Raw genomic sequence first — 25,296 nt, forward strand, 5'->3', positions numbered from 1 at the left:
TAGAATTCAGATGAAAATAATCATTGCTGCCGGAACAGGTTTTCTAGGCAAAAATCTCGAAAAATATTTTACCGAAAAAAGAAACGAAGTATATATTTTAACCCGAAACCCAAAACAGAAAAATGAATTGTATTGGGATGCCAAAACTTTGGGCGAATGGAAAAAAATACTCGAAAATTCTGATGTTCTGATCAATCTTGCCGGAAAATCCGTCGATTGCAGATATACGGAAAACAACAAAAAAGAAATTTACAATTCAAGAATTGAAAGCACTAAAGTTCTTCGGCAGGCAATTGACGAATGTATCCATAAACCCAAAATCTGGCTCAATTCCAGTTCCGCAACCATTTACGTTCATTCAGAAAAGCAATTAAACACAGAAGAAAATGGAATCATCGGTGACGATTTTTCCATGAACATCTGTAAAAGCTGGGAAAATGAATTTTTTAAATCAGAAACAGAAAATCTACGAAAAGTTGCGTTACGGACTTCCATCGTTTTAGGAAATAACGGCGGTGCTTTTCCAAAACTGAAAATGCTCACCAAATTCTGATTAGGCGGAAAACAGGGAAGAGGAAACCAAAACGTAAGCTGGATTCATATCGAAGATTTTTGCAGAGCAGTAGCGTTCATTATTGAACATGAAAATATTTCAGGAACTATCAATATTACAGCTCCAAATCCGTTATCCAACGAAGAATTCATGAAAAAATTAAGAAAACAAATGAAAATTCCATTTGGATTGAATGCTCCGGTTTGGCAACTGGAAATCGCATCAATATTCTTAAACACCGAAACCGAATTACTATTAAAAAGTCGGAATGTCTACCCTGAAAAATTAATCAAAAGTGGGTTTGAATTTACTTATTCAAATATTGAATCTGCATTTAACGATTTGGTTTAAAGTAAAAATAAAAATGAAAGGAATGAGAAACCAATGCAACAGAAAATATTTGATTTTCAAAAACTAATGTGTTCTTCTATAGAAAATGTGATAATAATCTTAAATTCTAATGTGTTTCTAATCTTTTATGCCTTTTGTAGTTAAAAATTTACGGTGAAATATTAAATTAGCAAAAACTAAACGTCAATGTTCATCAGACAAAAAGCAAAAGCCATAATCCTTTCATCATTTCTTACGTCATCCGCTTTTTTTTCTCAGGCTCACAATGTTTCTGAAGGCTATCAGAAACCTACCGATCCGCTTGTTGTTCAAAATCTGGAAAACTGGCAGGATTTAAAATTCGGACTCTTCATGCATTGGGGAACCTACAGTCAATGGGGAATTGTCGAAAGCTGGAGCCTTTGTCCCGAAGACGAATCATGGACACAAAGAAAACCCGAACACGGAAAATCGTACTATGAATACGTAAAAAACTATGAAAATCTTCAGACTACTTTCAATCCGGTTCAGTTCGATCCACAGAAATGGGCAGAAGCAGCGAAAAAAGCAGGAATGAAATATGTGGTTTTTACCACAAAACACCACGACGGTTTTGCAATGTTTAATACCCAACAGTCTGATTACAAAATTACTTCTTCCAAAACGCCTTTTTCCAAAAATCCGAAAGCAGACGTAACAAAAGAAATTTTCAATACATTCCGAAATAGCGGGTTTAAAATCGGAGCTTACTTTTCAAAACCCGATTGGCATTCCGACGATTACTGGTGGTCGTATTTTCCGCCAAAAGACCGAAATGTAAACTACGATCCTAAAAAATATCCGGAAAAATGGAACAGTTTTAAAAACTTTACCTTTAACCAACTCAACGAAATCACCTCCAATTACGGCAAAATTGACATTCTTTGGTTAGACGGAGGCTGGGTTCGTCCCTTTAATACCATCGATCCTAATGTAGAATGGCAGAGAACCATCAAAGTTGAACAGGACATCGATATGGATAAAATCGGAACAATGGCGCGTAAAAACCAACCCGGAATCATTGTCGTAGACCGTACCGTTCCCGGAAAATGGGAAAATTACGTAACACCGGAACAGGCGGTTCCCGAAAAACCACTTTCCATTCCCTGGGAAAGCTGCATCACAATGGGGGATTCCTTTTCCTATGTTCCCAATGACAATTATAAATCCTCTCAGAAAATTATCGAAACGTTAATTAAAATCATCTCAAGAGGCGGAAATTACCTCATGAATATTGCTCCCGGACCCAATGGAGACTACGATTCCATTGTTTACGAAAGACTGAAAGAAATTTCAAGTTGGATGGATAAAAATCAGTCGGCTGTTTTTGCAACAAGAAGTATTGCCCCTTATCATGACGGAAATTTTTACTACACCAAAAGCAAAGACGGAAAAACAGTGAATATTTTTCATCTGGATGAAAAAGTAAATTATCTCGCTCCTTCTACGTTAAATTTTGCAATTCCGGAAAATTTTAAACTAAAATCATTGAAAATTTTAGGTTTATCCCATAAAATTCAGTGGAAACAATCTGGAAATTCAATTGAAATCAATTTACCCAAAGAAAGAAATCAATTAAAATATTCAACCGTAATCCAGATTACACGATAGTTCAGATTGAGGACTGCTATATATCAAAAAACGACCTAGGAAATCGAAGCGTTAAGAAAATAAAGTCTGTGAACGTTAAGAAAATTCTACTGTTTGAGCGCGACACAATTATTGAACTGAAAAACCAACATTGAATTCGCGCGGGTTTTAGAATTTTTAGAGAGCAGATTTTTTTTTTAGCGGAGAGTTCCATGTCTTGATTTTTTGTTTCTTTTTTCATCAAGGAAAAAAGAAAATATTTAAAACAAAATTATTTTGCGATGTCTTTAAAACTTCGATTTAAAATTATAGGAATTTCATTGTTGAGCACGGTATTCATCTCAGCTCAAAAAACACTTTACAAAGACCCCAAACAGCCTGTTGAAGCCAGAGTTCAGGATTTATTGAAACGCATGACGCCCGAAGAAAAATTCTGGCAGTGCTTTATGATTCCCGGAGATCTAGATAACGTTCCGAAAGGTCAGTATTCATACGGAATTTTCGGTTTGCAGGTGAGCGCAGGAAATCAGGGAGGCGGAGTTGCAGGACAAATGCTGAAATACAACGCCAATGAAGATGCAGAAAGACTCGCAAAAAAAATCAACGCCATTCAGAAATATTTTGTGGAAGAATCAAGATTGGGAATTCCGATTATTCCTTTTGATGAGGCTTTGCATGGATTAATGCGTGAAGGTGCAACTGCTTTTCCACAGGCAATTGGTTTATCCGCAACTTTCAATCCTGAATTGATGAAACAAGTTTCAAGGGCTATTGCAAAAGAATCTAAACTGAGAGGAATCCGTCAGATTTTAACGCCGGTTGTCAATTTAGCAAGCGATGTACGATGGGGGAGAACGGAAGAAACATACGGGGAAGATCCGTTTCTGACTTCCGTAATGGGGGTAAATTTCGTCAGTTCTTTTGAAAATCAGGGAATTATTACCACTCCGAAACACTTTTTAGCCAACGTTGGAGAAGGCGGAAGAGATTCTTATCCGATTCACTGGAGCAGAAGATATTTGGAGGAAACCCATTTGATTCCTTTTCAGAAAGCTTTCCAACAGGGAAAAAGCCGTTCGGTAATGACTTCCTACAATTTGCTTGACGGAAGACCTTCAACGGCAAATCATTGGCTGTTAACAGAGAAATTAAAAAAAGACTGGAATTTTAAAGGATTTGTCATCAGCGATGCAAGTGCAGTCGGAGGAGCCAATGTGTTACATTTTACGGCAAAAGATTACGATGATGCCTCTGCACAGGCAATCAATGCGGGGCTTGATGTGATTTTTCAGACAGAATATCAACATTACAAACTTTTTATTCCTCCGTTTTTGGATGGAAGAATTTCTCAGGAAAGAATTGATGATGCAGTCGCGAGAGTTTTGAGGGCAAAATTTGAACTCGGTTTGTTTGAAAATCCTTACGTTTCCAACAAAGACATTGCAGAATTAAAAAAAATCAATCACAAAACATTGGCGGAAAAAGCTGCGGCAGAATCTTTTGTGTTGCTTCAGAATAATAATCATACTCTTCCGATTTCAGAAAAATATAAAAAGATTTTAGTTGTCGGAACAGATGCTGTTGATGCAAGATTGGGTGGTTATTCGGGGCCGGGAAATAAAAAGGTCAGCATTTTGGACGGCATTAAAAATTTTGCCAAAAATAAAAATATCGAAATCGCTTATTCAAAGGGAATCGACTGGAATGTAAAGGATTTTATGACCGTTCCTGCTGAAGTTTTGTCTTCTGAAAATCAAAAAGGGTTGAAGGGAAGTTATTTTTCAAATTCTGAATTAAATGGAGATCCCGCTTTTGAAAAACAGGACGAACAACTGAATTTCAAGTGGACTTTGTATTCGCCTAATCCTGAAAAATTGCAGCCAGATAACTACAGTGTTCGCTGGAAAGGAAAACTGGAAGCTCCAAAATCGGGAAAATATCAGTTAGGTTTAAGAGGAAATGATGGTTTCAGATTGATTTTAAACGGTTCATTGTTAATTGACCATTGGGAAAAGCTGAGCTATTCAACAAAAACGGTTGAGGTAGAATTTAATAAAGGTCAGAAATATGATATTGTGGTTGAATTTCACGAAAACAGGGGAGAAGCGAACATTGAACTGATCTGGAACTATGGCTTATATGACTATCAAAAAGATTTTAATGATGCTTTGAAACAGGCTCAGAATGCAGATTACATTATCGTGACAGCCGGAATTCATGAAGGGGAATTTCAGGACCGCTCTTCGTTGAGTCTTTCTGGAAATCAGGAAAAATTCATCCATGAATTATCAAAATTAAATAAACCGACAACGGTTGTTTTGATTGGTGGTTCTGCCATAAAAACAATAGGTTGGAAAGAGAAAGTCGGAGCGATTCTGGATGTCTGGTATCCCGGAGAAGAAGGCGGAAACGCAGTGGCAAAAGTGCTTTTCGGAGAAGAAAATCCTTCAGGAAAACTGCCGATAACATTCCCTGTTGAGGAAGGGCAGCTGCCTTTAACCTACAATCATCATCCTACAGGACGCGGAAACGACTATTATGATCTGAGTGGCGAACCTTTATATCCTTTCGGTTTCGGATTAAGCTATACCACTTTTGAAATCTCAGATTTACAATTAAATAAAACAAAATATTCTAAAAATGATGTCATTACAGCAAAAGTAACCGTTAAAAATACAGGTTCAAAAGCAGGAAGTGAAGTGGTTCAGCTCTACGTAAAAGATCTGCTGGCTTCGGTTTCAAGACCGATTATTGAACTGAAAGGATTTCAGAAAGTATATCTGAAACCCGGAGAATCCAAACAGATTTCAATTACAGTTCCGGCGAAAGAATTACAGTTTTTAGATGAAAAAATGAACTGGATTGTCGAAAAAGGAACATACAGAATCTTTGTCGGAAACTCTTCCAAAAATCTTCCTTTGAAACACAATATTGAAGTTGAGTAGTTCGGCGTAAAAAAATTATGGTATGATATATGTAATATTTCCTCCGAACGCGAATGAATTCATCACGAATTCATTCAAAAAAGTAAAATGTTATGAAAAATTTATTTATATCAGCCGTTTTATTAGTAGGATTATCAATGAATACTTACGGACAAAAACGTCCGCCGGCACCTCCTCATCCTTCAAAAAGTGAACTGATCAGCATCAAGTCGAAAGAACTTGACAGAAGATACAACGCAGAGAAAAAAGCAATTTTAAATCATCCGCTTGCTACTAAAAGAATGAAGCAGGATCAGTTAAGAGCTTTGAACGAAAAATATCAGAGTCAGAAGAGATTACTGAGAAAAATGTAATTTCCGGGCAAAATAAAATAGGCTATCCCAAAAAGACAGCCTATTTTTTATGAATTCATGCTAATAAACTTTTCTTGAAAGCAAGAGATTTAAAAGGAATGTTCCCGTCCAGTTACTGTTATTGGTAAAGTTATTCCCTACAAAGTCTACACGGGCTACGGAAACAGTCAGTCTTGTTCTGCCCGCTGTTCCGTTATTGGCAAGATTTACGAAAGAAGCAATAAACACATCCGGAAAACTTGAGTTATTTCCGGCTGTAAGAATAGGATTCATATTAGTGATGTTAAAAGGAGTTCCCTGATATTCATACACTATGGTCATTCTGCTGGCATTTGAATATCCTGATCCAACAATATATGAAGTTGATGCTTTGCTGATAACCCACCATACATCAGTTCCTGTTCCTGTATCATATCCTGTATTAGAATGTCCCGTCCAGTCAGCTACTCCGGCATGTGGAGGAATGGATAGCTGAGCTCCGTAAATTTCAACATTGCTGGGTCTTGGGAGAGTGGCATAGGAAATATCCCATGTTCCGCCCGTGGTATTGTTGTTGTTTACAACTTCGGCATAGGCTCCTGTAGGAATCGTAAGAGTAGATACTGCGGTATTGTCAACCCTTAGTGTATTGCCACCTGAAGCCTGCAGCGTGATATTAAAAGCAGAGACGTTTTTAATTTTATAAACTCTTCCTGCATAACTTGACGATCCTGATCCGATATTCGGAAGCGTAAAGGTAGAATTTGCAGTTCCGTTATAGGTCACATAACAATCGTTGTCCGCAAGTGTATACGTGGCAGCCGTTACTTGTCTGTAATTGGCACTTAAGGATCCGTTAACATCTAGGGTACTTGTTGGTAGGTTTTTGTTGATTCCTACTTGTGCATTGAGGGATAATGCCGAAAATACAATTATCGATAATAATTTTTTCATAAATGTCGTTTTTGTTGTGTTATTGATGATAAAATTAAAAAAAAACAAAATAAAAACAATATTGGCGTGTCAATTTTTTAATAGTTTGTTTGTATTTTTGTTATTTATACAATCTTAAAAGGTTATATGTGGATATTTTAAAATTATTTGTAAATTTTATTAAAAATTTCACTTTTTTGGGATTATTTTGTTTATCATATCAAAATCCTGTAGTCCATCAATTTTGTTACAATGCAATACATCCGATATTTTTCCTTAAATTCGCATAAAAATTTTAAACTAATGAATTACGATATTATTGTCATCGGAAGTGGTCCTGGCGGATACGTTACAGCAATCAGAGCGGCACAATTAGGTTTCAAAACAGCAATCATTGAAAAAGAAAATTTAGGAGGAATCTGCCTTAACTGGGGATGTATTCCTACGAAAGCTTTATTGAAATCGGCTCAGGTTTTTCATTATATCAACCATGCTGAAGATTATGGTTTGAATAAAGTGGAAGCAAGTTTTGAGTTTCCAAACGTAATTCAGAGAAGCCGTGGCGTTGCATCGAAAATGAGCAAAGGGATTGAATTCCTGATGAAGAAAAATAAAATCGACGTTATCCTTGGAACTGCAAAAGTACAGAAAGGTAAAAAAGTTTCTGTTACAGATAAAGAAGGAAAAGTAACTGAGTATACAGGAACCCACATCATTATCGCAACAGGAGCACGTTCAAGAGAATTACCGAACTTACCACAGGACGGTAAAAAAGTAATCGGATACAGACAGGCATTGTCTCTTCCTGAGCAGCCAAAATCTATGATCGTTGTAGGCTCCGGAGCAATCGGGGTAGAATTTGCCGATTTCTATAACACGATGGGGACAAAAGTAACCGTTGTAGAATTTATGCCAAACATCGTCCCTGTAGAAGACGAAGAAATTTCTAAACATTTAGAAAAATCTCTGAAAAAATCAGGAATTGATATTATGACCAATGCTTCAGTAGAAAGCGTTGATACAAGCGGAGAAGGCGTAAAAGCTACCGTAAAAACAGCAAAAGGAAACATCGTTCTTGAAGCTGATATCTTATTATCTGCTGTTGGTATCGCCGCAAACATCGAGAACATCGGTCTTGAAGAAGTGGGAATCCAGACCGATAAAGGAAGAGTTTTGGTAAACGAATGGTACGAAACTTCAGTTCCGGGTTATTATGCAATCGGAGACATCATTCCTACTCAGGCTTTGGCGCACGTTGCTTCAGCAGAAGGAATTACCTGCGTTGAAAAAATCAAAGGAATGCACGTTGAAAAAATCGACTATGGCAATATTCCGGGATGTACGTACTGTCACCCTGAAGTAGCTTCAGTAGGTCTTACAGAAAAGCAGGCGAAAGAAAAAGGATACGAAATTAAAGTAGGTAAATTCCCTCTTTCTGCAAGTGGAAAAGCTACAGCAAACGGAAATACGGATGGTTTCATCAAAGTTATTTTTGATGCAAAATACGGAGAGTGGTTAGGTTGCCACATGATCGGAGAAGGTGTTACAGATATGGTTGCAGAAGCGGTTGTTGCCAGAAAACTGGAAACTACAGGTCATGAAATCATCAAATCTATTCACCCGCACCCTACAGTTTCTGAAGCCATTATGGAAGCTGCAGCGGCAGCGTATGGTGAAGTAATTCACATTTAATTTTTCACTTTGTCAAAGTTGAAATCTTTGACAAAGTTTAACAATATCAAATATCAAAACCACAGATCATGAGTCTGTGGTTTTTCTCTTTTAAAAAGCCTGTTTCAATTTGATATTTAAAATTTTAAGATTCGATTATTTTATCACGCAAAGTTTTAATTCAACTTTACACATTATTCTTAGAAAGCATAGGCAAATAAAATTTGCTTCACGACGCCTGAAAATAGTGCTTCATCAAATCAACTTCTTGATTCTTCTTTGTTCACTTAAATATTTAACCTCAGTTCGGGATAAGAAATAAATTTAAATAATTGATTTATCGCATTATATTAATTTATCGCAAAGAAAAGCAAAAGATTTTTTTTAATTATTAAAAGTTTGTAAGTTAAACAAAGGCACTTCGTTTATTTAAAAAAGAGAAAAATGGTATTACTTTGATCAATTTTACGCCTCTGTATATCTTAAAAGCTGAATTCCTGATAATTGAATCTCTTTGTTTAACCTTACGTTTAAGAAGACTTATCCCGAATTCAGGTAATTAAATCTTTAAATAAAAACTTTGCGTCAAAAAATGAATGAAATTTTTCAATATTTAATCAAATTTAAACACTCTTTAAGATGATTTTTTTTGATTTTATCTCGGTTATTTTCTTATTTTAGTCAGTCAATAAATACAAATAAACTATGTTTAAAAAATTAGCTGCGGAAGCTTTAGGATTGGGAGATATCGGTAAAATCATTCCTTCTCAGGATTATGATAAAGTAGACTCAGACGATTATATCCTTTCCGAAGATAACGAGAAAATTTTCTTCCTCATTAAATCTAAAAGAGACGAATATTGCTTTACCAACAGAGCTTTGATCCACATCGACGGAGCCAGTGCTTTGGATAAAAAAAGAGTTTTGAAGAGATACGAATATTATCAGTTTCCTTTCTCTAATATTGCTTTACAGACGGCGGGAACCATTGATCTTGATGTAGAAATTTCTTTCAATATCGGGAATGTTCCGATGATGATAAGCGTTGCAAAAGGTCAGATCGATCAGTTGAAAGATTTATATAAAGCACTTTTGGCGATTCAGCAGGAAGTTCACCACAATCATTCTTTGCTGAATTTTTCTAACGACAGCATCCAGAAGGCGATCACTACAGTAGCTTCCGGAAAGCAGGAAAATGTTTCGAAAAGTCAGGAATTAAGAGCCATCAACGAATATATTTTTGCATGGAATACCAACAGTTTTGATAAATACAATCAGAAAGATTTTTCAAGAATTTTTGAAAAATATATTAATAATTAAAATAAATTTAGATAATATGCCCGGAAATTTGCCGGGCTTTTTAAACCGCCATTCATGAAAAAAATCATTTTTTTGCTGCTTTTTGTATGCTTTAGCTTTTCATTTTCTCAGAACAAAGACGATAAAAGATATTTTCCTGTGGAGTACATTCTGAAAACATCCAGTGATACCATCAAAACGAAGATCAGAAATGTAGGTAAATTTTCCAATACAAAATATTATGTAGCCACGGTGTTACTTAAGATGAAAATGAGGGATTCTTCCGGGGCTGAAACGTGGGTGGAACCAAAAGATGTGGAATACATTAAGATTACCGATGAAAATAATACCATTCATGAATATTATGCTTCTGCCGGGAAAATGGTTTTTGACAATGGTTTTGTAGAAATTTTGTATGAAGGCAAAAATATGAACTGGTACAGATTTTTTCCTCACGGCGGCTTAAAATTTGTTGGAACAGATTTCTTAATCGACGGCAGAAACCGAAAAATTATCAATGAATCCGGATTTTTCAATCCCAGTCTTAAAAACAGCCTGAAAGTAAGATTTGCAGCTTATCCGGATCTTCTTGCAATGATAGATTCCTGGAAAACAGATGATGATCTTCTGAAGATTCTTCAGTTGTATGATAAAAAAGTGGGTTAAACTATTTCTTATTGAAGAAAACCTCTTTTAAAAAAGCTTTAGATTAAATACTTAATACTAAAATCATTATAGTTTTCTGGTTAAATAAGATCAGATCATCAATATTCATTTAAGCATAATTTTATTTGTGTTAAAATAATCCCAAATCACGGTATTTAGAAAATTTAATCTGTTTTTCTCGACTTGTTTTCTTAATTTTATTCAATGGATTTTGGGAAAGTTGGGCTTGTTTTATCGGGTGGCGGAACAAAAGGGATCGCACATGCCGGAGTTTTAAAATTCTTAGCAGAAAAAAATATTGATATTGATGTTCTGTCATGCTGCAGTGCAGGTTCAATTGTGGGCTGTCTTCATGCGGTAGGCAAAACGCCCGAAGAAATTCTGGAATTTTTCAATTCCGTTTACTTTTTTAACTGGAAGCATTTTGCATTCAACCAACCCGGATTGGTTTCTTCCGTTATTTTCAGAAATTATCTCAATCCTATTTTCGGCGAAATGAAACTGGGCGATCTGGATAAAGACGTAAGAATTGTGGCGACAGAATTGGTAAGAGGAACCGAAAAAATCTTTGAAAAAAGTTTTAAAATCGTTGATGCCATTATTGCTTCATGTTCCATTCCCGGAGTGACGACTCCTTATATTATTGATGATGAAATGTACTGTGACGGAGGAGTACTGAATAATTTTCCTGCTGACATCATCAGAGACGATTGCGATAAGCTGATCGGAGTTTTCGTTTCTCCCCCACAAGACGTCAAAATCAATGATTTAAAATCGATTAAAGCCATTGTTTCCCGCTCGTACGATCTGCTTTCTTACCGCATCGAAAGAATTAAATTCGATCACTGCGACTGGTTTATCTCATCGCAGGAACTTTCCATCTACGGAACATTCGAAAGAAGAAAAGACCGTCTGGAACAGATCTTTAACATTGGTTATCAAGCTGCCAAAGAAAGCTTTAATGAAAGCCGTTTTTACGCTGATCTGGAAAACGAAAAAAGAATAGTCTGAAATCTTTAATTTTACTAAATCTTGAAAAGTTATTGGAAATTGATAAATCGTGTGTTTTTTATCAAATAAATTGCAGTAAAATTTATTTGATAAAGACATCCGTAAACTCAAAACTTTTCCCGTTGAAAAGCCCTTTGTCGCTAAGTTTCAGCTCGGGAATCACCAGAAGAGCCATGAAAGACAAACTCATGTAAGGCGCTCGTAATCTGCTTCCCAATTCCTTTGCGCGCCGGTCTAATTTAATATAAGCTTCTGCTACTTTTTCCGCAGGAAGATCCGTCATAATTCCCGCAATCGGCAGTTCCAGAACCATTTCTTCCTCATCATGGGCAAGAGAAATTCCGCCTTTTGCCTGAATGATCAGATTCACGGCTTTGCATATGTCATCGTCATTCGTTCCCACCACTACAATATTATGACAGTCGTGCGCAACACACGAAGCAATCGCTCCGTTTTTTAAGCCTATATTTTTAATGAAAGCTGTTGCAACTGGCGCATCCTGATAACGGTTCACCACGGCAATTTTCAGAATATCATTTTCAGGATCAGATTCTGCAAAACCATCAATATTTAAAACTTCTGCATGAATTTCTTTTGTAATCAGTTGTCCGTCCAGTGTTTCAATCACACGAACTTTTTCCCCTTCGCTTTTTACCTTAAAATCTGATGGGCTTTTTAAGCTGCAGCTAAAATTATTCACTGTCGCAGCTTCCACAGATTCAATAAACGATTCCCCGTTTTCTGAAACCAATGCTCCGTTGATGTACGTTTTTAAAATCGTAAAATCCGTGAGATTATCGATTTCTATAAAATCTGCATTGTCGCCAATCTGCAATAATCCGACCGGTAAATTGTAATGTTTAACTACATTGTACGAAGAAGTACGCAGCACATCGTACAAATCATAACCCAAATCCAGAGCGCGTTTTACATGATCGTTGATATGAGATTCCAGCAAATTATCAGGATGCTTATCGTCACAGCAAAACATCATCTGATCCGGAAAATCTTTTAATAAAGGAATTAAAGTGTCAAAATTTTTCGCTGCACTTCCTTCACGGATCATCACTTTTACCCCGAATTCAATCTTTTCCAGTGCTTCCTGATACCCAAAACACTCATGATCTGTAGAAATTCCCGCACTGAAATAAGATCTCATTTCTTCTCCCATTAATCCCGGAGCATGACCGTCAATCGGCTTGTTATGTTTTTTCGCAGATTCCAGCTTTTTCAGAACCTCCTCATCTTTATAAATAACCCCCGGAAAATTCATCATTTCAGCCAGATATGCAATTTCTTTCTTGCTTAAAAGCCCGTCAATATCACCCGAATCAATCACCGCACCTGCTGTCTCAAAATGGGTCGCAGGAACGCATGAAGGAGCCCCGAAATAAAAATGAAAAGGTACTTTCTGAGCATTTTCGATCATATAATCTACCCCCGAAACTCCCAAAACATTGGCAATTTCATGAGGATCTGAAATCGTTCCCACCGTTCCGTGCTTTACCGCAATCTTTGCAAACTCAGACGGAACCAGCATACTGCTTTCAATATGAACATGTGCATCAATAAATCCGGGCAGAACATACGTATTCAGTTTTTCTGAAATTCTTTGTATTGAACTGATCTTGTTGTCTTTAATAATTATTTCAGCAGGGTAGGTTTCCTTTGCAACAATGTCGATGAGGTTTGATTTAATGGTGAAATCCATTTTGTATTGAATATTTTAAGTGAATTTACCAAAATATTAGAAATAATACCATTTTTCTACACATAAAATATTCTGTAGAAATCATATCTGTGCAGCAGAAAAATAAAATGCAGAAGCAGAACTCCGAAGGAGTTCAATTTTTTATAGTAACTTTAATGACGAAATGGGAAACCAGATAGGATAGCCTTAACCTCAAACTTAGCCTTTCCAATCTAAATCTTTTTTTTGAAGCTGTTTCCCACTTTCGCTACTCGCTTTTTTAGAGTTTCGGCGGCAGCTTCGCTGCCGCCGAAACTCTAAAAAGAGCTCAGACATGCCGCTCAATTGGGGCTAGGAAACCAGTTATTCATTCACTATTTCAATAATATCTTCAATAAATAACCTCCCCAAAATAAAAACCAAAGTATTTTTTATTTATCTGATTTTTAGCTTTCACCAGAATGTAAAAACCTTTGTGATTCATAAAAATTTAAACAATTCTCCATTGTTTCAAAAAGACAAAAAAAAAATCCTGACGGTGAAGTCAGGAACTCAAATATATAATTGAAATTAATTTTTGACAATGTAACCATCCTGATTAACGATTGTCTTGCCGTTTCGGTCCGTTACCGTTAAAGTATAAGGAGCTTTTTTTGCAGAACTCGTTAAATAATTTCTCCAGATCTGATAAGTATATCCGTTATTATTAAACTCATAGTAATAATTTCCGCCTGTTCCGTCCGGAATTAATTCTCCGTCCGAAATAATCATACTCGGTTTCGAAGTCACCTTTCCGTTGGCTGCCCACGATTGATACAGATAATTTCCGTTCGGTTGCTTATCAATTTTAATTTTAAACTTTTTCGTTTTAATGATAAACGACTTTGGAACTTTTTCCTGTTGATAATGGATTTTTGAAACCGGATTTTCATTAAAAGCTGCTGCCTGTACCAATGAAAACTGTGCAATACAAAATACTCCTAATAAAATTTTTCTGATCATTTTCGATGTATATTACACAAAAAATTAATCAAATTTAAAGCCAATTTATAACGATAGGGTTCGTTTTCCGTCTAATTTCACATTAAAAACCACCTGATTTTGATTAAAAAACAATATCGCTGTAAAAATAATTGTATTGATTATCAGTGAATTAATAAATATTCAGAAAAATATTTAATTTTTTTGAAACAAGTAAATATTTTTCTTACGTACATTTGTATCATCAAAAGGATCTCGTTCCTTTCTTATCAAAATGAAACTAATTAACTTTAAGTTTTTTCTTTTAAAAGTATCAGAAATCATCTTCACGATTTTCAATACTTCTCCTCCTGCACTTTCTTAATTTTTACGAAAGAATTATCATATAATTCGTACTCTGTTTTTCTTTTATGAAAAAATAGAGCACACTTTCTGTTTTCAAATTTAATCAAACAAAAAAACAAACAAACTATGGAATTAGGTTTTCATGGCTGGATGATTCCGGTCGTTATTGCACTGTTGTGCATCATTTTTTACAAATTTATCTTAAGAATTTTCTTTGGATTAGTGATTGTTCCACAAGACAGAATTGGCTTGGTCACCAAAAAATTCGTGCTTGTCGGTAAACAGGAACTTCCCGAAGGAAGAATCATCGCCACCAACGGAGAAGCCGGTTTTCAGGCACAGACTTTGGCTCCCGGAGTTTATTTCGGAAAATGGATCTGGCAATATTCTATTGATTTTCAGCCTTTCACCGTAATTCCCACAGGAAAAATAGGCTTACTTCTTGCGAAAGACGGGATGGAGCTGGAAACCGGAAGAATTTTAGGAAGAAAGGTAGACTGCGATTCTTTTCAGGATGCAGAAGCCTTTTTAAAGAATGGAGGAAGAAAAGGCCGCCAAACCGCCATCATTGCTCCCGGATCTTACAGAATCAATACTTTACTGTTTGAAATCGAACTTACTGACATGACTCAGATTCCCGATAATGCAGTGGGAATTATAACAACGATGGAAGGAAGTCCGTTGGAAGAAGGACAGATTGCCGGAAAGATCATTAATGACCATAATAAATTTCAGGATGTTGATACTTTTTTAAACAGCGGTGGTTACAAAGGTCTTCAGGAACAGGTGATTTTGGCGGGTTCATATTTCTTAAACCCTTGGTTTACAAAAGTTGAAATGGTAAAAATGACGGAAATTCCTATCGGTCATGTTGGAGTCATTATCAGTTATGTAGGAGAAGAAGGGCAGGATTTGAGTGGGGTAGACTTTAAGCACGGAAATATTGTAGAAAAAGGGCACAAAGGAGTTTGGGCAGAACCTATCGGTCCCGGAAAATATCCAATTAACCCTTACATTATGAAAGTGGAACTTGTTCCGACAACCAATTTAGTTTTAAACTGGGCTTATGAAAGAAGCGAATCTCACCAACTGGATAAAAACCTTTCCACTATTACCGTTCGAAGTAAAGACGGTTTCCCTTTCAACTTGGATGTTTCGCAGATTATTCATATTCCGACGTATGAAGCACCAAAAGTAATTGCCCGTTTCGGAAATATGATCAATCTGGTGAGTCAGGTACTGGAACCTACGATCGGAAATTACTTCAGAAACTCTGCGCAGGACAGTGATGTAATTGCCTTTTTAGGAACCCGTAAAGAAAGACAGCAGTCAGCCAAAGATCATATCAGCAGTGTTTTGGAACAATATAATGTAAATGCCGTTGATACACTGATTGGAGCAATCGTTCCTCCTGAAAGTTTAATGAAAACTTTAACAGACAGAAAGTTAGCAGAAGAACAGAAAATTACTTACGAAACCGAAATGCTTGCTCAGGAAACCAGACAGGCTCTTGAAAAAGAAACTGCTGTTGCAGATATGCAGAAAGAAATTGTAAAAGCAGATCAGGGCGTTGTGATTGCAGAAAGAATTGCCGATGCATCCGTGAAAAAAGCAACAGGAGACGCCAATTCCGTAAGATTACAGGCAACTGCGGAAGGAGACAGATTAAAACTTTTAGCAACCGGTGAAGCAGAAAAAACAAGACTTCTTGCAAAAGCCGAAGCGGAAAAAATCGAATTGCTGGCAAAAGCTAGTGCAGAGCAGATTTCATTAACAGGTAATGCAGAAGCGGAAAAAATCCTTGCCATCGGTAAATCCAACGCGGAATCTTACAAATTGTCTGTGGAAGCAATGGGTGGAAATAATTTCACGCAGTTAAAGATTATGGAAAATATTGCGAGCCAAAATGTGAGAATTATGCCTGAAGTGTTGATCGGAGGAAACGGAGATTCAGCAAGCGGAGGAATCAGCGGACTTTTGGGATTACAGCTTTTGGAGCAGGTTCAGAAGAAAAATTTAGAAACGGTTCCTGCAACTGAGGAAAAAGGAGATAACCATGCTTAATAATTTCTGTCAGAATCAGAATCAAAAAAAACACAACATCATATATATTCAAAGTACAGAAATTTTTTCTGCTTCACTTTAAAAACTTTTAACCATTCTATATATCTTTTGCCGGATTTCGCTGCAAAAGAGGAAAGCTCCAGATTTTGGAGCTTTTCCTTTTATGCGGTATAGTTTGCAAATGCTTCTTCCAGACTTTCAAACTTGCCTTTGAATTCATCAATCGGGCAGTCCTGCAGGATATTTCCTTTATGGATAAGGATCACACGCGAGCAAAGCGCTTCCACTTCCTGCATGATGTGAGTGGAAAGCAAAACCGTTTTCTGCTGTCCGATTTCTTTCACCACATTTCGGATTTCGATGATCTGGTTCGGATCCAGTCCGTTTGTAGGTTCATCCAGAATCAAAAGATCAGGCTGATGAATAATTGCCTGTGCAAGACCAACTCTCTGTTTGTATCCTTTGGAAAGCTGACCGATCTTTTTAGATTTTTCAGGGGTAATTCCTACAAGCTCAATCACTTCATCTACCCTTGACGCCGGAATTTTGTGAATATTGGCAACAAATTGTAAATATTCTTTTACATACATTTCCAGATACAGTGGATTGTTTTCAGGAAGGAAACCGATCTTCTTCTTGCTTTCGATTTCGTTTTCCGTGATGTTTTTTCCGTTAAAAATTATTTCGCCTTCATCAATTTTCAGTGCGCCGACAATGGATTTCATTAAAGTAGATTTTCCGGCTCCGTTCGGACCCAAAAGACCGATGATTTCATTTTTATCAATGGAAACGTTAATATTGTTCAGAGCAGTCTGCTCACCAAATTTTTTAGTTAAATTGTTTATTTGAAGAGACATAATTTCGTAATGATCTTTTTGCAAAAATAAAATAAAAAAACTCATCCGTATGAATGAGTTGATGCAATATTTTAAAAAGTTTAATTATTTTTTCGACTTCTTACCTGTACCGGAAGCAGATGGTTCTGCGGCTGGTTGAACTGCAGCTTGTTGCGGATTGGAAGCACTCATTGTCTGAGCATTATTCTTTTGTCCGGGTTTCTCATACAGTGCAGATTTTCCGTTGGTTCTGCCAAAGATTTTATCAATCTGTTTTTTGGTCAGAAGCTGGGATTTTCCTACGAATTTTCTGTTTTTGTTGATATACTGGATAAACTGAACAGTAGGAGTACCGTAGTTTTTCTCAAAATGCAGTTCGATGATATCGTTCGGAAGCTCCAGAATGATGTTTCCTACAGGAATATCAATAAAGCCGTTTTCGATAAGTTCATAAAGTCCGGAAACGTCCTTATTAAGATTCTGAAAAGAGAATGATCTGAAGGTATTAAGGTTTGCCGTATTCAGATCCTGATAATTGAACGTAAATTTATCATCTTTTTTATATAAACCTACGGCATTATCTTTACCAATTTCTATCAGAGTTTCGTTTTTCAACACCTTGATCTGTGAGGAAACTGAAATACCGATCATACATACAAATAGTAGAATTATTTTTCTCATGAGTAGATTTTTAATGCTATATAATGTGGTATTCTAAAATTAACAAATAAAACGCGAAAAGTAATTTTTACGCCCTCAAAAACAAATGTAACACTTTTTTTAATATTTGTTAATGGGATTTAATAGATAAAACTTATTCTTTACTGCGTGAATTATATTAAATCTTTGAAATTTAATTATTTATGAAAGATGCCCGATCTCTGTTAATTAATTGATAATTCTTAAAAAAGTGTACTTATCTCATAATAATTTAAAAGTCAGGAGCTTTGTCCTATTATAAAAGCAATGCTTCAAATAATTATTTCTGAAAATTATTAAAATAGGGATTGGAATTTTTGATAACAGAATGGCAGTTCGGGAATGGGAATGTTGATTTTTTCATTTCGTGTATGTTTATTTACTGGCAAATTTAGCAAAATAATCTTTGCAAATCCTACAGTTTCCTATTAAATACCACTTTTAATGAGGTGCAGCAATTTCGAAGCCGCCATAGTTCCCATACTGAAACCGTCATTGATGATACACTCATACGAATCGTCCAGATATCGTGGAAGCGTACCCTCCGTAATAGCAATAACTTTTACATCGGAAGTCTGTACCTTCTTTTTAATAAGAGAACTGTGCAGTCCGGCAAGCGTTTCGTCACTCATCGCGAAATAACCGTCAAACTGTTCATAATCCAGAATAATATTCAGTTTCTCTTTTACACTTTCCGCAGACTCACAATAAATTACCTTGCATTCTATTTCCGGATATTCTTTCAGCTTTTGCAGGAAAAAATCTCTTCGGGTTTGCGTGATGTCCAGATTCTCATCCCCGAAAATGGCAAGAATCTTTTTACATTGGTTTTGGGCAAGCTTTTCCGCGGCAGCTTCCACATTCAGTTTATTGTCGAAAACAATCTGCTCAAAAGAATTCTGAGAAATCGTTTTATCAAACATTACTACCGGAACTTCTATTTCCCTGAGTCTGTTTAAGTGGGAAAGATCTTTCGTTTGTCTTGTAAGAGAAATAAGAATTCCGTCCACACGTGAGTTGATGCAGGTAATGATATTTTCTTCCTCCATTCCCACAGATTCTTCTGAGGACAATACAAAAAAATGATATCCTTCTTTATGCAGCACCGAAGAAATTCCTCTTATAATAGAAGGTATAAAAAACATCGACATTTCCGGAATGATAAGTCCGATAACTTTTGAAGACTTTTTTCTGAAATTGATTGCAAAATCATTCGGAATATAATTAAAAGTTTCTGCAGCCTCCTTCACTCTCAGCTTTACAGCACTGCTGATATCAGGATGGTCTTTCAGTGCTCTGGATACTGTAGATACACTGATATTGAGCATTTCTGCGAGGTCTTTTATTGTGACTCTTTTCATTTTTAAGTTAATTGAGGCAATTTTTGGGTTAATTTAGTGATGTTTTCGGGTTAAATTTAAGTTAAAAAATGTTAAAATTTAAGATTTAAATGTTAATAAAATGTTAAAATTTTTAGAAGTTATCCACCGCAAACGTTTGCGCAAACGTTTGAAATTAATATAAATTTAACACAAGGGAAAAATTATGTTTTGAATATGTTAAAAAAAATACTTTTAGACCATAATTAAAAACTCTCAAAAATTATGGAATCAAAAATTTTTACCAAATTGCTCATTTTCGGTGCGATGAACACTGCAGCATTTATGTTTTCTCAGAGTACAGAAAATGATACAATTACAAGAGGAAAAGCGATTGATGAGGTTGTGGTGACCGGAAACGCAAATCCTAAAGCATCTATTAAAACCAGTACTTCTATTTCTACTTTAAAAATGAAAGATATAGAAAATGCTGCTCCAAGAACAACTGCCGAAATTTTCCGTACCATCCCGGGAATCCGTTCAGAATCTTCAGGGGGTGAAGGTAACTCAAATATTACGGTAAGAGGGGTTCCTGTTTCAGCAGGAGGATCAAGATATCTACTGATTCAGGAAGACGGTTTACCGGTAATGCAGTTCGGAGATATTGCTTTCGGAACTCAGGATCAGTTTACAAGATTCGATTCTTTTGTTGCCAGAGTGGAAGCGTTAAGAGGAGGTTCAGCATCCGTTTTTGCAAGTAATTCTCCTGCGGGGATCATCAACTTCATTACGAAGACCGGAGAAAAAGAAGGCGGAAGCATCACGCAGCAATTAGGTCTAAATTATAAAAACTACAGAACAGATTTCGACTATGGAACTCAGATTGCGGATAATACGTTTTTAGCTTTAGGAGGTTTCTACAGAATCGGCGACGGACCAAGAAAAACAGGATTCAACTCTAATAACGGAGGACAGTTCAGAGTATCTTTACTAAAAAAGTTCGAGAAAGGAAGCTTCAGAATTTATGCTAAATTTCTGGATGACAGAACTGCTGCGTATATGCCGATGCCGGTTGCGGTTTCAGGAACAGATGCAGATCCGAAGTGGTCTTCTTTATCCAATTATAATATCCTGAACGGTGCGTTACAGACAATTAATTTACAGCACGACAGAACATTAGGGAACGACGGTAATATCTTCAACAGCGATGTTTCAGACGGTATGCATTCTATTTCAAAAACCATCGGTGCAGAATTCAATTATGACCTTGGAGAAGGATGGAAATTTGAAGACAGAATCCGTTACTCAGCAAACGATGGTCAGTTTATTGCACCTTTCCCTGCAAGCGTAAGCAAAGGAAGCGATTTCTTCAAAGCTTCTAATTTTGCCAATTTCGGAAGTGCAGTGTATGCAGGAACCAATACTCCGGTTGACATGAATGCTTATTACATGAAAATTGCACTTTTCAACGTAAAGCTTAACAACTTCAATAATTTTGTGAATGATTTTAACATCAGCAAAAAATGGAGCAATGTGAAATTCAACGCAGGATTGTACAAAGCTACCCAAAACATCAATATGGACTGGATGTGGAACAACTATATTCAGGAAGTAAGCGACAGCAATGCAAGATTGGTAGATGTTAAAAATCTTTCAGGAGCTTTCATCACAGATCAGGGGTTACTTAATTACGGGATGAAAGACTGGGGGAATTTAAAAAGAAACTACAATACCAAATATGACATTACTGCGCCTCACGCACAGATCGAAATTAATGCTACTGATAAGTTAACGATTGATGCGGGTGCAAGATACGATATCGGAAAAGTGACAGGAACTTTTTCAGGAGGGACTGTTACCTATACAAGCCGTGATATGAATGGAAACGGGGTTATCGATATTCCTGAACAATTGGTAGGTTCTAACGACAATATCAATGTTCCTGTAAAATACAGATACGGAATTTTCGGATATTCAGTAGGTGCTAATTATGCTTTAAACAGCAAAAATGCAGTATTTGCAAGAGTGAGCCAGGGTGGAAGCGCTTCTGCAGACAGAATTTTATTCTCAGGATACAATTATACCAATAATGATGATCCTGCATTGGATGCTGTAAAAGTAAACAAAGTAAATCAGGTGGAAGCCGGTTACAAATTGAGAGGAGCAGGATATTTCCTTAATACAACGCTTTTCTATGCAGGAACCAAAGAAGCGAATTACGAAGCAACTACACAGAGAAAAACAGAAAATAAATACGAGTCTCTTGGGGTAGAATTGGACGGATACTATAAAATTGCTAAAGGTTTTGACGTAAAAGCAGGACTTACCTATACCCACGCGGAAATTAAAAACGCACTTGATCCGACTGTTGTTGGAAACACGCCTAGAAGAACACCTAAATTGATGTACTCCGTAAATCCTAATTTCAACGTAGACAAACTGAATGTTGGTTTCTATCTGATCGGAGCAACAAAAGCTTACACTCAGGATTCAAACAAATTAATCATGCCTGGTTACGCGATTGTAAACCCTTATATTTCTTACCAGTTGATGAAAAATCTTTCGGTTAGCGTAAATGCAAACAACATCTTCAATACCATTGCAGTTACAGAAGCTGAAGAAGGATCTATCGCAGGAGGAAACGGAATCGTAAGAGCAAGAACGCTTCCTGGAAGCAGCTACAGCGCAAGTGTAAAATTTGACTTTTAATACTTTTATCTTAAAAATGTGGAATGAATGAAAGTTCATTCCGCATTTTTTAAAAAAAATAAAATATGTTTAGACAGGAAGCCATTGAAATTATAAGGAAAGCCATTACAGAAGAAGGAATTCTGGCATCTGCACAACAGAGAGACAACTACGCAAGAGTATGGGCGAGAGATTCTATGATGACGGGATATGCCGGAATTTTAGTACATGATGAAGAAATCCTTGCCGGACTGGAAAAATCTGTACTTACACTCGCCAGACATCAGGCAGAAAACGGACAGATCCCTTCCAATGTGGTAAATGATAAAGCAAGCTACGGAACACACGTAGGCAGAACAGATGCCACAACATGGTGGATTGTTACAACTTGTGAATATCTTAAAAGCAAGCAAAATGAAGAGCTTAAAAAAAGTCTGAAAGAAAAAATTTATAAAGCTCTTTCATGCCTTAAAAGCTGGGAATACAACCAGAGAGGTTTGGTATACAGTCCGTTAGGCGGAAACTGGGCAGACGAATATGTAACTTCAGGATATACTTTGTATGATAACGTTCTGAGATATTGGGCTTTAAAAAATGCTGCTGAAATTTATGATGATGAAACATTGAAAATTTTAGCGGAAAATACAAAAAAGCTGATTCAGGAAAATTTTTATAAAAATGAAAACGGAACAGATTCAACCCGATATCACGAAACGGCTTATGCGAAAGTTACTGCAAAACCCTATTTCTATGCTTCGCTCAATGCTAATGGATATGACGGACGTTTTGATCTTGCAGGAAATGCGCTTGCTCTTCTACTGGATTTTGATTTGGGTACAAACGCTTTTTCAGAATTTTTGAATGGTGTAAAGGCTGAATTTAAACATTGGATGCTTCCTGCATTTTATCCTGTGATTTTGCCGGGAGACGATGACTGGCGCCTGCTGGAAAACAACTACAGCTACAGTTTTAAAAATGAACCTTATCATTTTCATAACGGAGGTTCCTGGCCGATATTTCTGGGCTGGCTTTGTCTCGGACTTAAAAATAAGGGCGTAAAAGACATTCCTGAAAAAATCCTGAAGCAGTACGAAGAACTGATGAATGAAAAAGGAGAGCATTTCAGAGAATATTATTCCACAGATCAGTTATTGCCGTTGGGAACAGAGCAGCTTTGCTTTTCTGCATCGGGGTATCTTTTAATGACTTACTAAGGTAGTTTTTCAAATTTTTCATTTTAAAAAAGTAAAAAAATGGTCGGCGATATTATAGAATTAAAAGAGAAACATCTGGCAACAGCCAAAAAAATAACAGCAATATTAGAAAAGCGCTTTTCGTTGAATGGAAAACAGAAATTAGCCATCGGAATCGGGGGAGAAAGCGGAAGCGGTAAATCGGTAACGGCTTTTGCTATACAGAAAATTCTGGAGCAGGAGAATGTAAAAAGTCTGGTGTTGCAGATGGACGATTATTTTAAGCTTCCTCCGAAAACCAACCACGAAAATCGTCTGAAATCTATTGAAAATGTGGGAATTCAGGAAGTAGATCTTGAAAAACTGTCCCAAAATATAAAAGATTTTAAAGCAGATATTCATGAGATCGAAAAACCGCTGGTTTACTATAATGAGAATCTGATCAGTAAAGAAAAAATAAAAACTTCAGAATATGAAGTCATTATTGTAGAAGGAACGTACATTCTGGAGATCGAAGAATTTGATTTTAAAATTTTTATAGACAGAAACTACAAAGACACTCACGAAAACCGCATGAAACGTAATCGTGACGAGCAAAGTGATTTTGTAGAAAAAGTTTTGGAAATTGAACATCAGATTATCCGCAGTTTCAAAAATAATGCAGATCTTATTCTCGGAAAAAACTATGAACTTGTAAACACAGATTTATGAACGCAAAAAGAATCATTCCGCGCCTGAGTTTCTGGCAGATCTGGAATATGAATGTCGGATTTTTCGGCATTCAGTACAGTTTCGGGCTTCAGCAGACTGCGGTTAACCCCATCTATTCTTTTTTAGGAGCCCATGCAGAACAGCTTCCTATCCTTAATCTTGCCGGTCCTATTACAGGACTGCTTATCCAGCCTTTGATCGGAGCCATCAGTGATAAGACCTGGAGTCCGAGATGGGGGCGAAGAAAACCATTTTTTTTGCTGGGTGCAATATTCTGCAGTATTGCCTTGTTTTTATTCCCTTTCAGCTCATCGATTTGGATGGCGGCAGGACTTTTATGGATTCTGGATGCGGCAAATAATACGGCAATGGAACCTTACCGCGCTTTTATCGGAGACAAACTTCCCGAAGATCAGCAGACTTTTGGTTTCCAGATGCAGAGTCTTTTCGTTGGTGCGGGGATTACGCTTGCGAATCTTTCTTTATTTGTTTTTCAGAAATATTTAGGCGGAAATTCTGCAAACGGAGGAATTCCGGTGTGGGTTTATTATTCATTCTTTCTGGGTTCTTTCTGTTCCATTGCTTCTGTGGCGTGGTCCGTTTATAAGACACCTGAAATTCCTCCAACAGATGAGGAAATTGAAGAATTAAGAATAGCAAAGGAGAAAAGTACATTTTTCACACCTTTTACAGAGATCATTGTAGCAATAAGAGAAATGCCGAAAGTACTTTGGCAGCTGGCATTGGTTTATCTCTTCCAGTGGTATGCGCTTTTTGTCTATTGGCAATTTATTACACCCATGCTGAAATCTTCGCTGTACGGAATTTCTGAAGCTGATGAAACCAAAGCAAATGCAATAGTAGAAAGTGCCAAAAAAGGAGTCTCTGTTATATCTTCCGACCTAAGCTGGGCACAAGGAATACTTCATCAGGTTGAGGTTGCTGTAGGACAAACGGGATTAATGAATGGTTCTTACAATATTTTCACCATGCTTTCCGCTTTGCTTCTGGTTCCTTTTGCTAAAAAATTTGGTTCTAAAAACACATATATATTTTGTTTGTTCCTTACAGGTTTAGGCATTATGACCTTACCTTTTATTAAAAATGAATATTTCATTTTGCTTCCTATGGTAGCATTGGGAATTGGATGGGCTTCAATGATGGGGTTACCATATTCCATGGTTTCTCCATCTATTCCTCACAACAAAAGAGGAGTTTATATGGGGGTTATTAATATGATGATTGTTATTCCGATGCTTATCCAGACTTTATCCTTTGGTTTTGTATTTAACAACTTTTTAGGAAACAATCCCTGTTCTGCAATTATTTTAGCCGGAGTACTGTTTGTTGTAGCGGGAAGTTGTGTATTCTTAATAAAACAGGATGTGGCAAAAAATTAAA

The 25,296-nt window shown here is 36.5% G+C and carries 20 protein-coding genes; 14 read left to right on the forward strand and 6 right to left on the reverse strand.

The features are described from left to right. Window positions 1-10 precede the first annotated feature (10 nt). The 5 genes from AC52CF_RS07150 to AC52CF_RS07170 all read left to right on the forward strand — a co-directional run bounded on the left by AC52CF_RS07150 (window position 11) and on the right by AC52CF_RS07170 (window position 5,810). Window positions 11-553 (forward strand): NAD-dependent epimerase/dehydratase family protein, encoded by a 543-nt coding sequence (locus AC52CF_RS07150; protein ID WP_317195191.1) that lies wholly within the window; start codon window positions 11-13, stop codon window positions 551-553. 150 nt (window positions 554-703) lie between these two features. After that, a complete protein-coding gene (locus AC52CF_RS07155; protein ID WP_317195190.1) occupies window positions 704-904 on the forward strand; it encodes a DUF1731 domain-containing protein in 201 nt (66 codons plus the stop codon). Window positions 905-1,090: 186 nt separating this feature from the next. Continuing rightward, window positions 1,091-2,533 carry an alpha-L-fucosidase gene (locus AC52CF_RS07160; protein WP_290260535.1) on the forward strand — a complete coding sequence of 481 codons (1,443 nt, stop codon included), beginning with the start codon at window positions 1,091-1,093 and terminating at the stop codon, window positions 2,531-2,533. Window positions 2,534-2,793: 260 nt separating this feature from the next. Then, a complete protein-coding gene (locus AC52CF_RS07165) occupies window positions 2,794-5,457 on the forward strand; it encodes a beta-glucosidase (RefSeq protein ID WP_214590224.1) in 2,664 nt (887 codons plus the stop codon). 92 nt (window positions 5,458-5,549) lie between these two features. Next, window positions 5,550-5,810: a hypothetical protein gene (locus AC52CF_RS07170; protein WP_214590223.1), complete on the forward strand. Its 261-nt coding sequence runs from the start codon at window positions 5,550-5,552 to the stop codon at window positions 5,808-5,810. 60 nt (window positions 5,811-5,870) lie between these two features. Here the strand turns inward: AC52CF_RS07170 and AC52CF_RS07175 are convergent, their stop codons facing one another. Then, window positions 5,871-6,743, reverse strand: a complete 873-nt coding sequence (locus tag AC52CF_RS07175) for a hypothetical protein (protein ID WP_214590222.1) — start codon at window positions 6,741-6,743, stop codon at window positions 5,871-5,873. Between the two features lie 282 nt (window positions 6,744-7,025). Between AC52CF_RS07175 and lpdA the strand changes: the two genes are divergently transcribed. The 4 genes from lpdA to AC52CF_RS07195 all read left to right on the forward strand — a co-directional run bounded on the left by lpdA (window position 7,026) and on the right by AC52CF_RS07195 (window position 11,369). Next, on the forward strand, window positions 7,026-8,414 hold the full coding sequence (gene lpdA / locus AC52CF_RS07180; protein WP_214590221.1) for a dihydrolipoyl dehydrogenase: 1,389 nt from the start codon (window positions 7,026-7,028) through the stop codon (window positions 8,412-8,414). 684 nt (window positions 8,415-9,098) lie between these two features. Beyond that, entirely contained in the window at window positions 9,099-9,713 is a 615-nt protein-coding gene (locus tag AC52CF_RS07185; RefSeq protein ID WP_185205357.1) for a PH domain-containing protein, read from the forward strand. Between the two features lie 54 nt (window positions 9,714-9,767). Next, entirely contained in the window at window positions 9,768-10,358 is a 591-nt protein-coding gene (locus tag AC52CF_RS07190) for a hypothetical protein (protein ID WP_087706088.1), read from the forward strand. Between the two features lie 204 nt (window positions 10,359-10,562). After that, complete coding sequence (locus AC52CF_RS07195; RefSeq protein ID WP_496517992.1) at window positions 10,563-11,369, forward strand: patatin-like phospholipase family protein; 807 nt, start codon at window positions 10,563-10,565, stop codon at window positions 11,367-11,369. Window positions 11,370-11,451: 82 nt separating this feature from the next. Here the strand turns inward: AC52CF_RS07195 and ade are convergent, their stop codons facing one another. Together ade and AC52CF_RS07205 are read right to left on the reverse strand one after the other, a co-directional pair. Continuing rightward, complete coding sequence (ade, locus tag AC52CF_RS07200; protein WP_496517993.1) at window positions 11,452-13,080, reverse strand: adenine deaminase; 1,629 nt, start codon at window positions 13,078-13,080, stop codon at window positions 11,452-11,454. A 549-nt stretch (window positions 13,081-13,629) separates the two neighbouring features. Beyond that, window positions 13,630-14,061 carry a hypothetical protein gene (locus AC52CF_RS07205; RefSeq protein ID WP_214590218.1) on the reverse strand — a complete coding sequence of 144 codons (432 nt, stop codon included), beginning with the start codon at window positions 14,059-14,061 and terminating at the stop codon, window positions 13,630-13,632. A 450-nt stretch (window positions 14,062-14,511) separates the two neighbouring features. On the opposite strand from AC52CF_RS07205, the gene AC52CF_RS07210 reads away from it, so the two are divergent. Next, the gene (locus AC52CF_RS07210) at window positions 14,512-16,449 is read left to right on the forward strand and encodes an SPFH domain-containing protein (protein WP_214590217.1); all 1,938 of its coding nucleotides are present in this window, start codon (window positions 14,512-14,514) and stop codon (window positions 16,447-16,449) included. 161 nt (window positions 16,450-16,610) lie between these two features. Here the strand turns inward: AC52CF_RS07210 and AC52CF_RS07215 are convergent, their stop codons facing one another. From AC52CF_RS07215 to AC52CF_RS07225, 3 genes are all read right to left on the reverse strand, one after another. Further along, the gene (locus tag AC52CF_RS07215; protein WP_214590216.1) at window positions 16,611-17,306 is read right to left on the reverse strand and encodes an ABC transporter ATP-binding protein; all 696 of its coding nucleotides are present in this window, start codon (window positions 17,304-17,306) and stop codon (window positions 16,611-16,613) included. Window positions 17,307-17,390: 84 nt separating this feature from the next. Next, the gene (locus AC52CF_RS07220) at window positions 17,391-17,966 is read right to left on the reverse strand and encodes a hypothetical protein (RefSeq protein ID WP_250902167.1); all 576 of its coding nucleotides are present in this window, start codon (window positions 17,964-17,966) and stop codon (window positions 17,391-17,393) included. Between the two features lie 446 nt (window positions 17,967-18,412). Beyond that, entirely contained in the window at window positions 18,413-19,345 is a 933-nt protein-coding gene (locus AC52CF_RS07225; RefSeq protein ID WP_214590215.1) for a LacI family DNA-binding transcriptional regulator, read from the reverse strand. A 243-nt stretch (window positions 19,346-19,588) separates the two neighbouring features. On the opposite strand from AC52CF_RS07225, the gene AC52CF_RS07230 reads away from it, so the two are divergent. The 4 genes from AC52CF_RS07230 to AC52CF_RS07245 all read left to right on the forward strand — a co-directional run bounded on the left by AC52CF_RS07230 (window position 19,589) and on the right by AC52CF_RS07245 (window position 25,295). Continuing rightward, window positions 19,589-22,012, forward strand: a complete 2,424-nt coding sequence (locus AC52CF_RS07230) for a TonB-dependent siderophore receptor (RefSeq protein ID WP_214590214.1) — start codon at window positions 19,589-19,591, stop codon at window positions 22,010-22,012. 65 nt (window positions 22,013-22,077) lie between these two features. Beyond that, window positions 22,078-23,205 (forward strand): glycoside hydrolase 100 family protein, encoded by a 1,128-nt coding sequence (locus AC52CF_RS07235; RefSeq protein WP_496517994.1) that lies wholly within the window; start codon window positions 22,078-22,080, stop codon window positions 23,203-23,205. 39 nt (window positions 23,206-23,244) lie between these two features. Beyond that, a complete protein-coding gene (locus AC52CF_RS07240) occupies window positions 23,245-23,895 on the forward strand; it encodes a hypothetical protein (RefSeq protein ID WP_214590212.1) in 651 nt (216 codons plus the stop codon). Next, window positions 23,892-25,295, forward strand: a complete 1,404-nt coding sequence (locus AC52CF_RS07245) for an MFS transporter (RefSeq protein ID WP_496517995.1) — start codon at window positions 23,892-23,894, stop codon at window positions 25,293-25,295. Before AC52CF_RS07240 ends, AC52CF_RS07245 begins: the two co-directional genes overlap by 4 nt. The last annotated feature ends 1 nt before the right edge of the window (window position 25,296 follow it).

It is taken from the genome of Chryseobacterium sp. 2P (genome assembly GCF_059579425.1).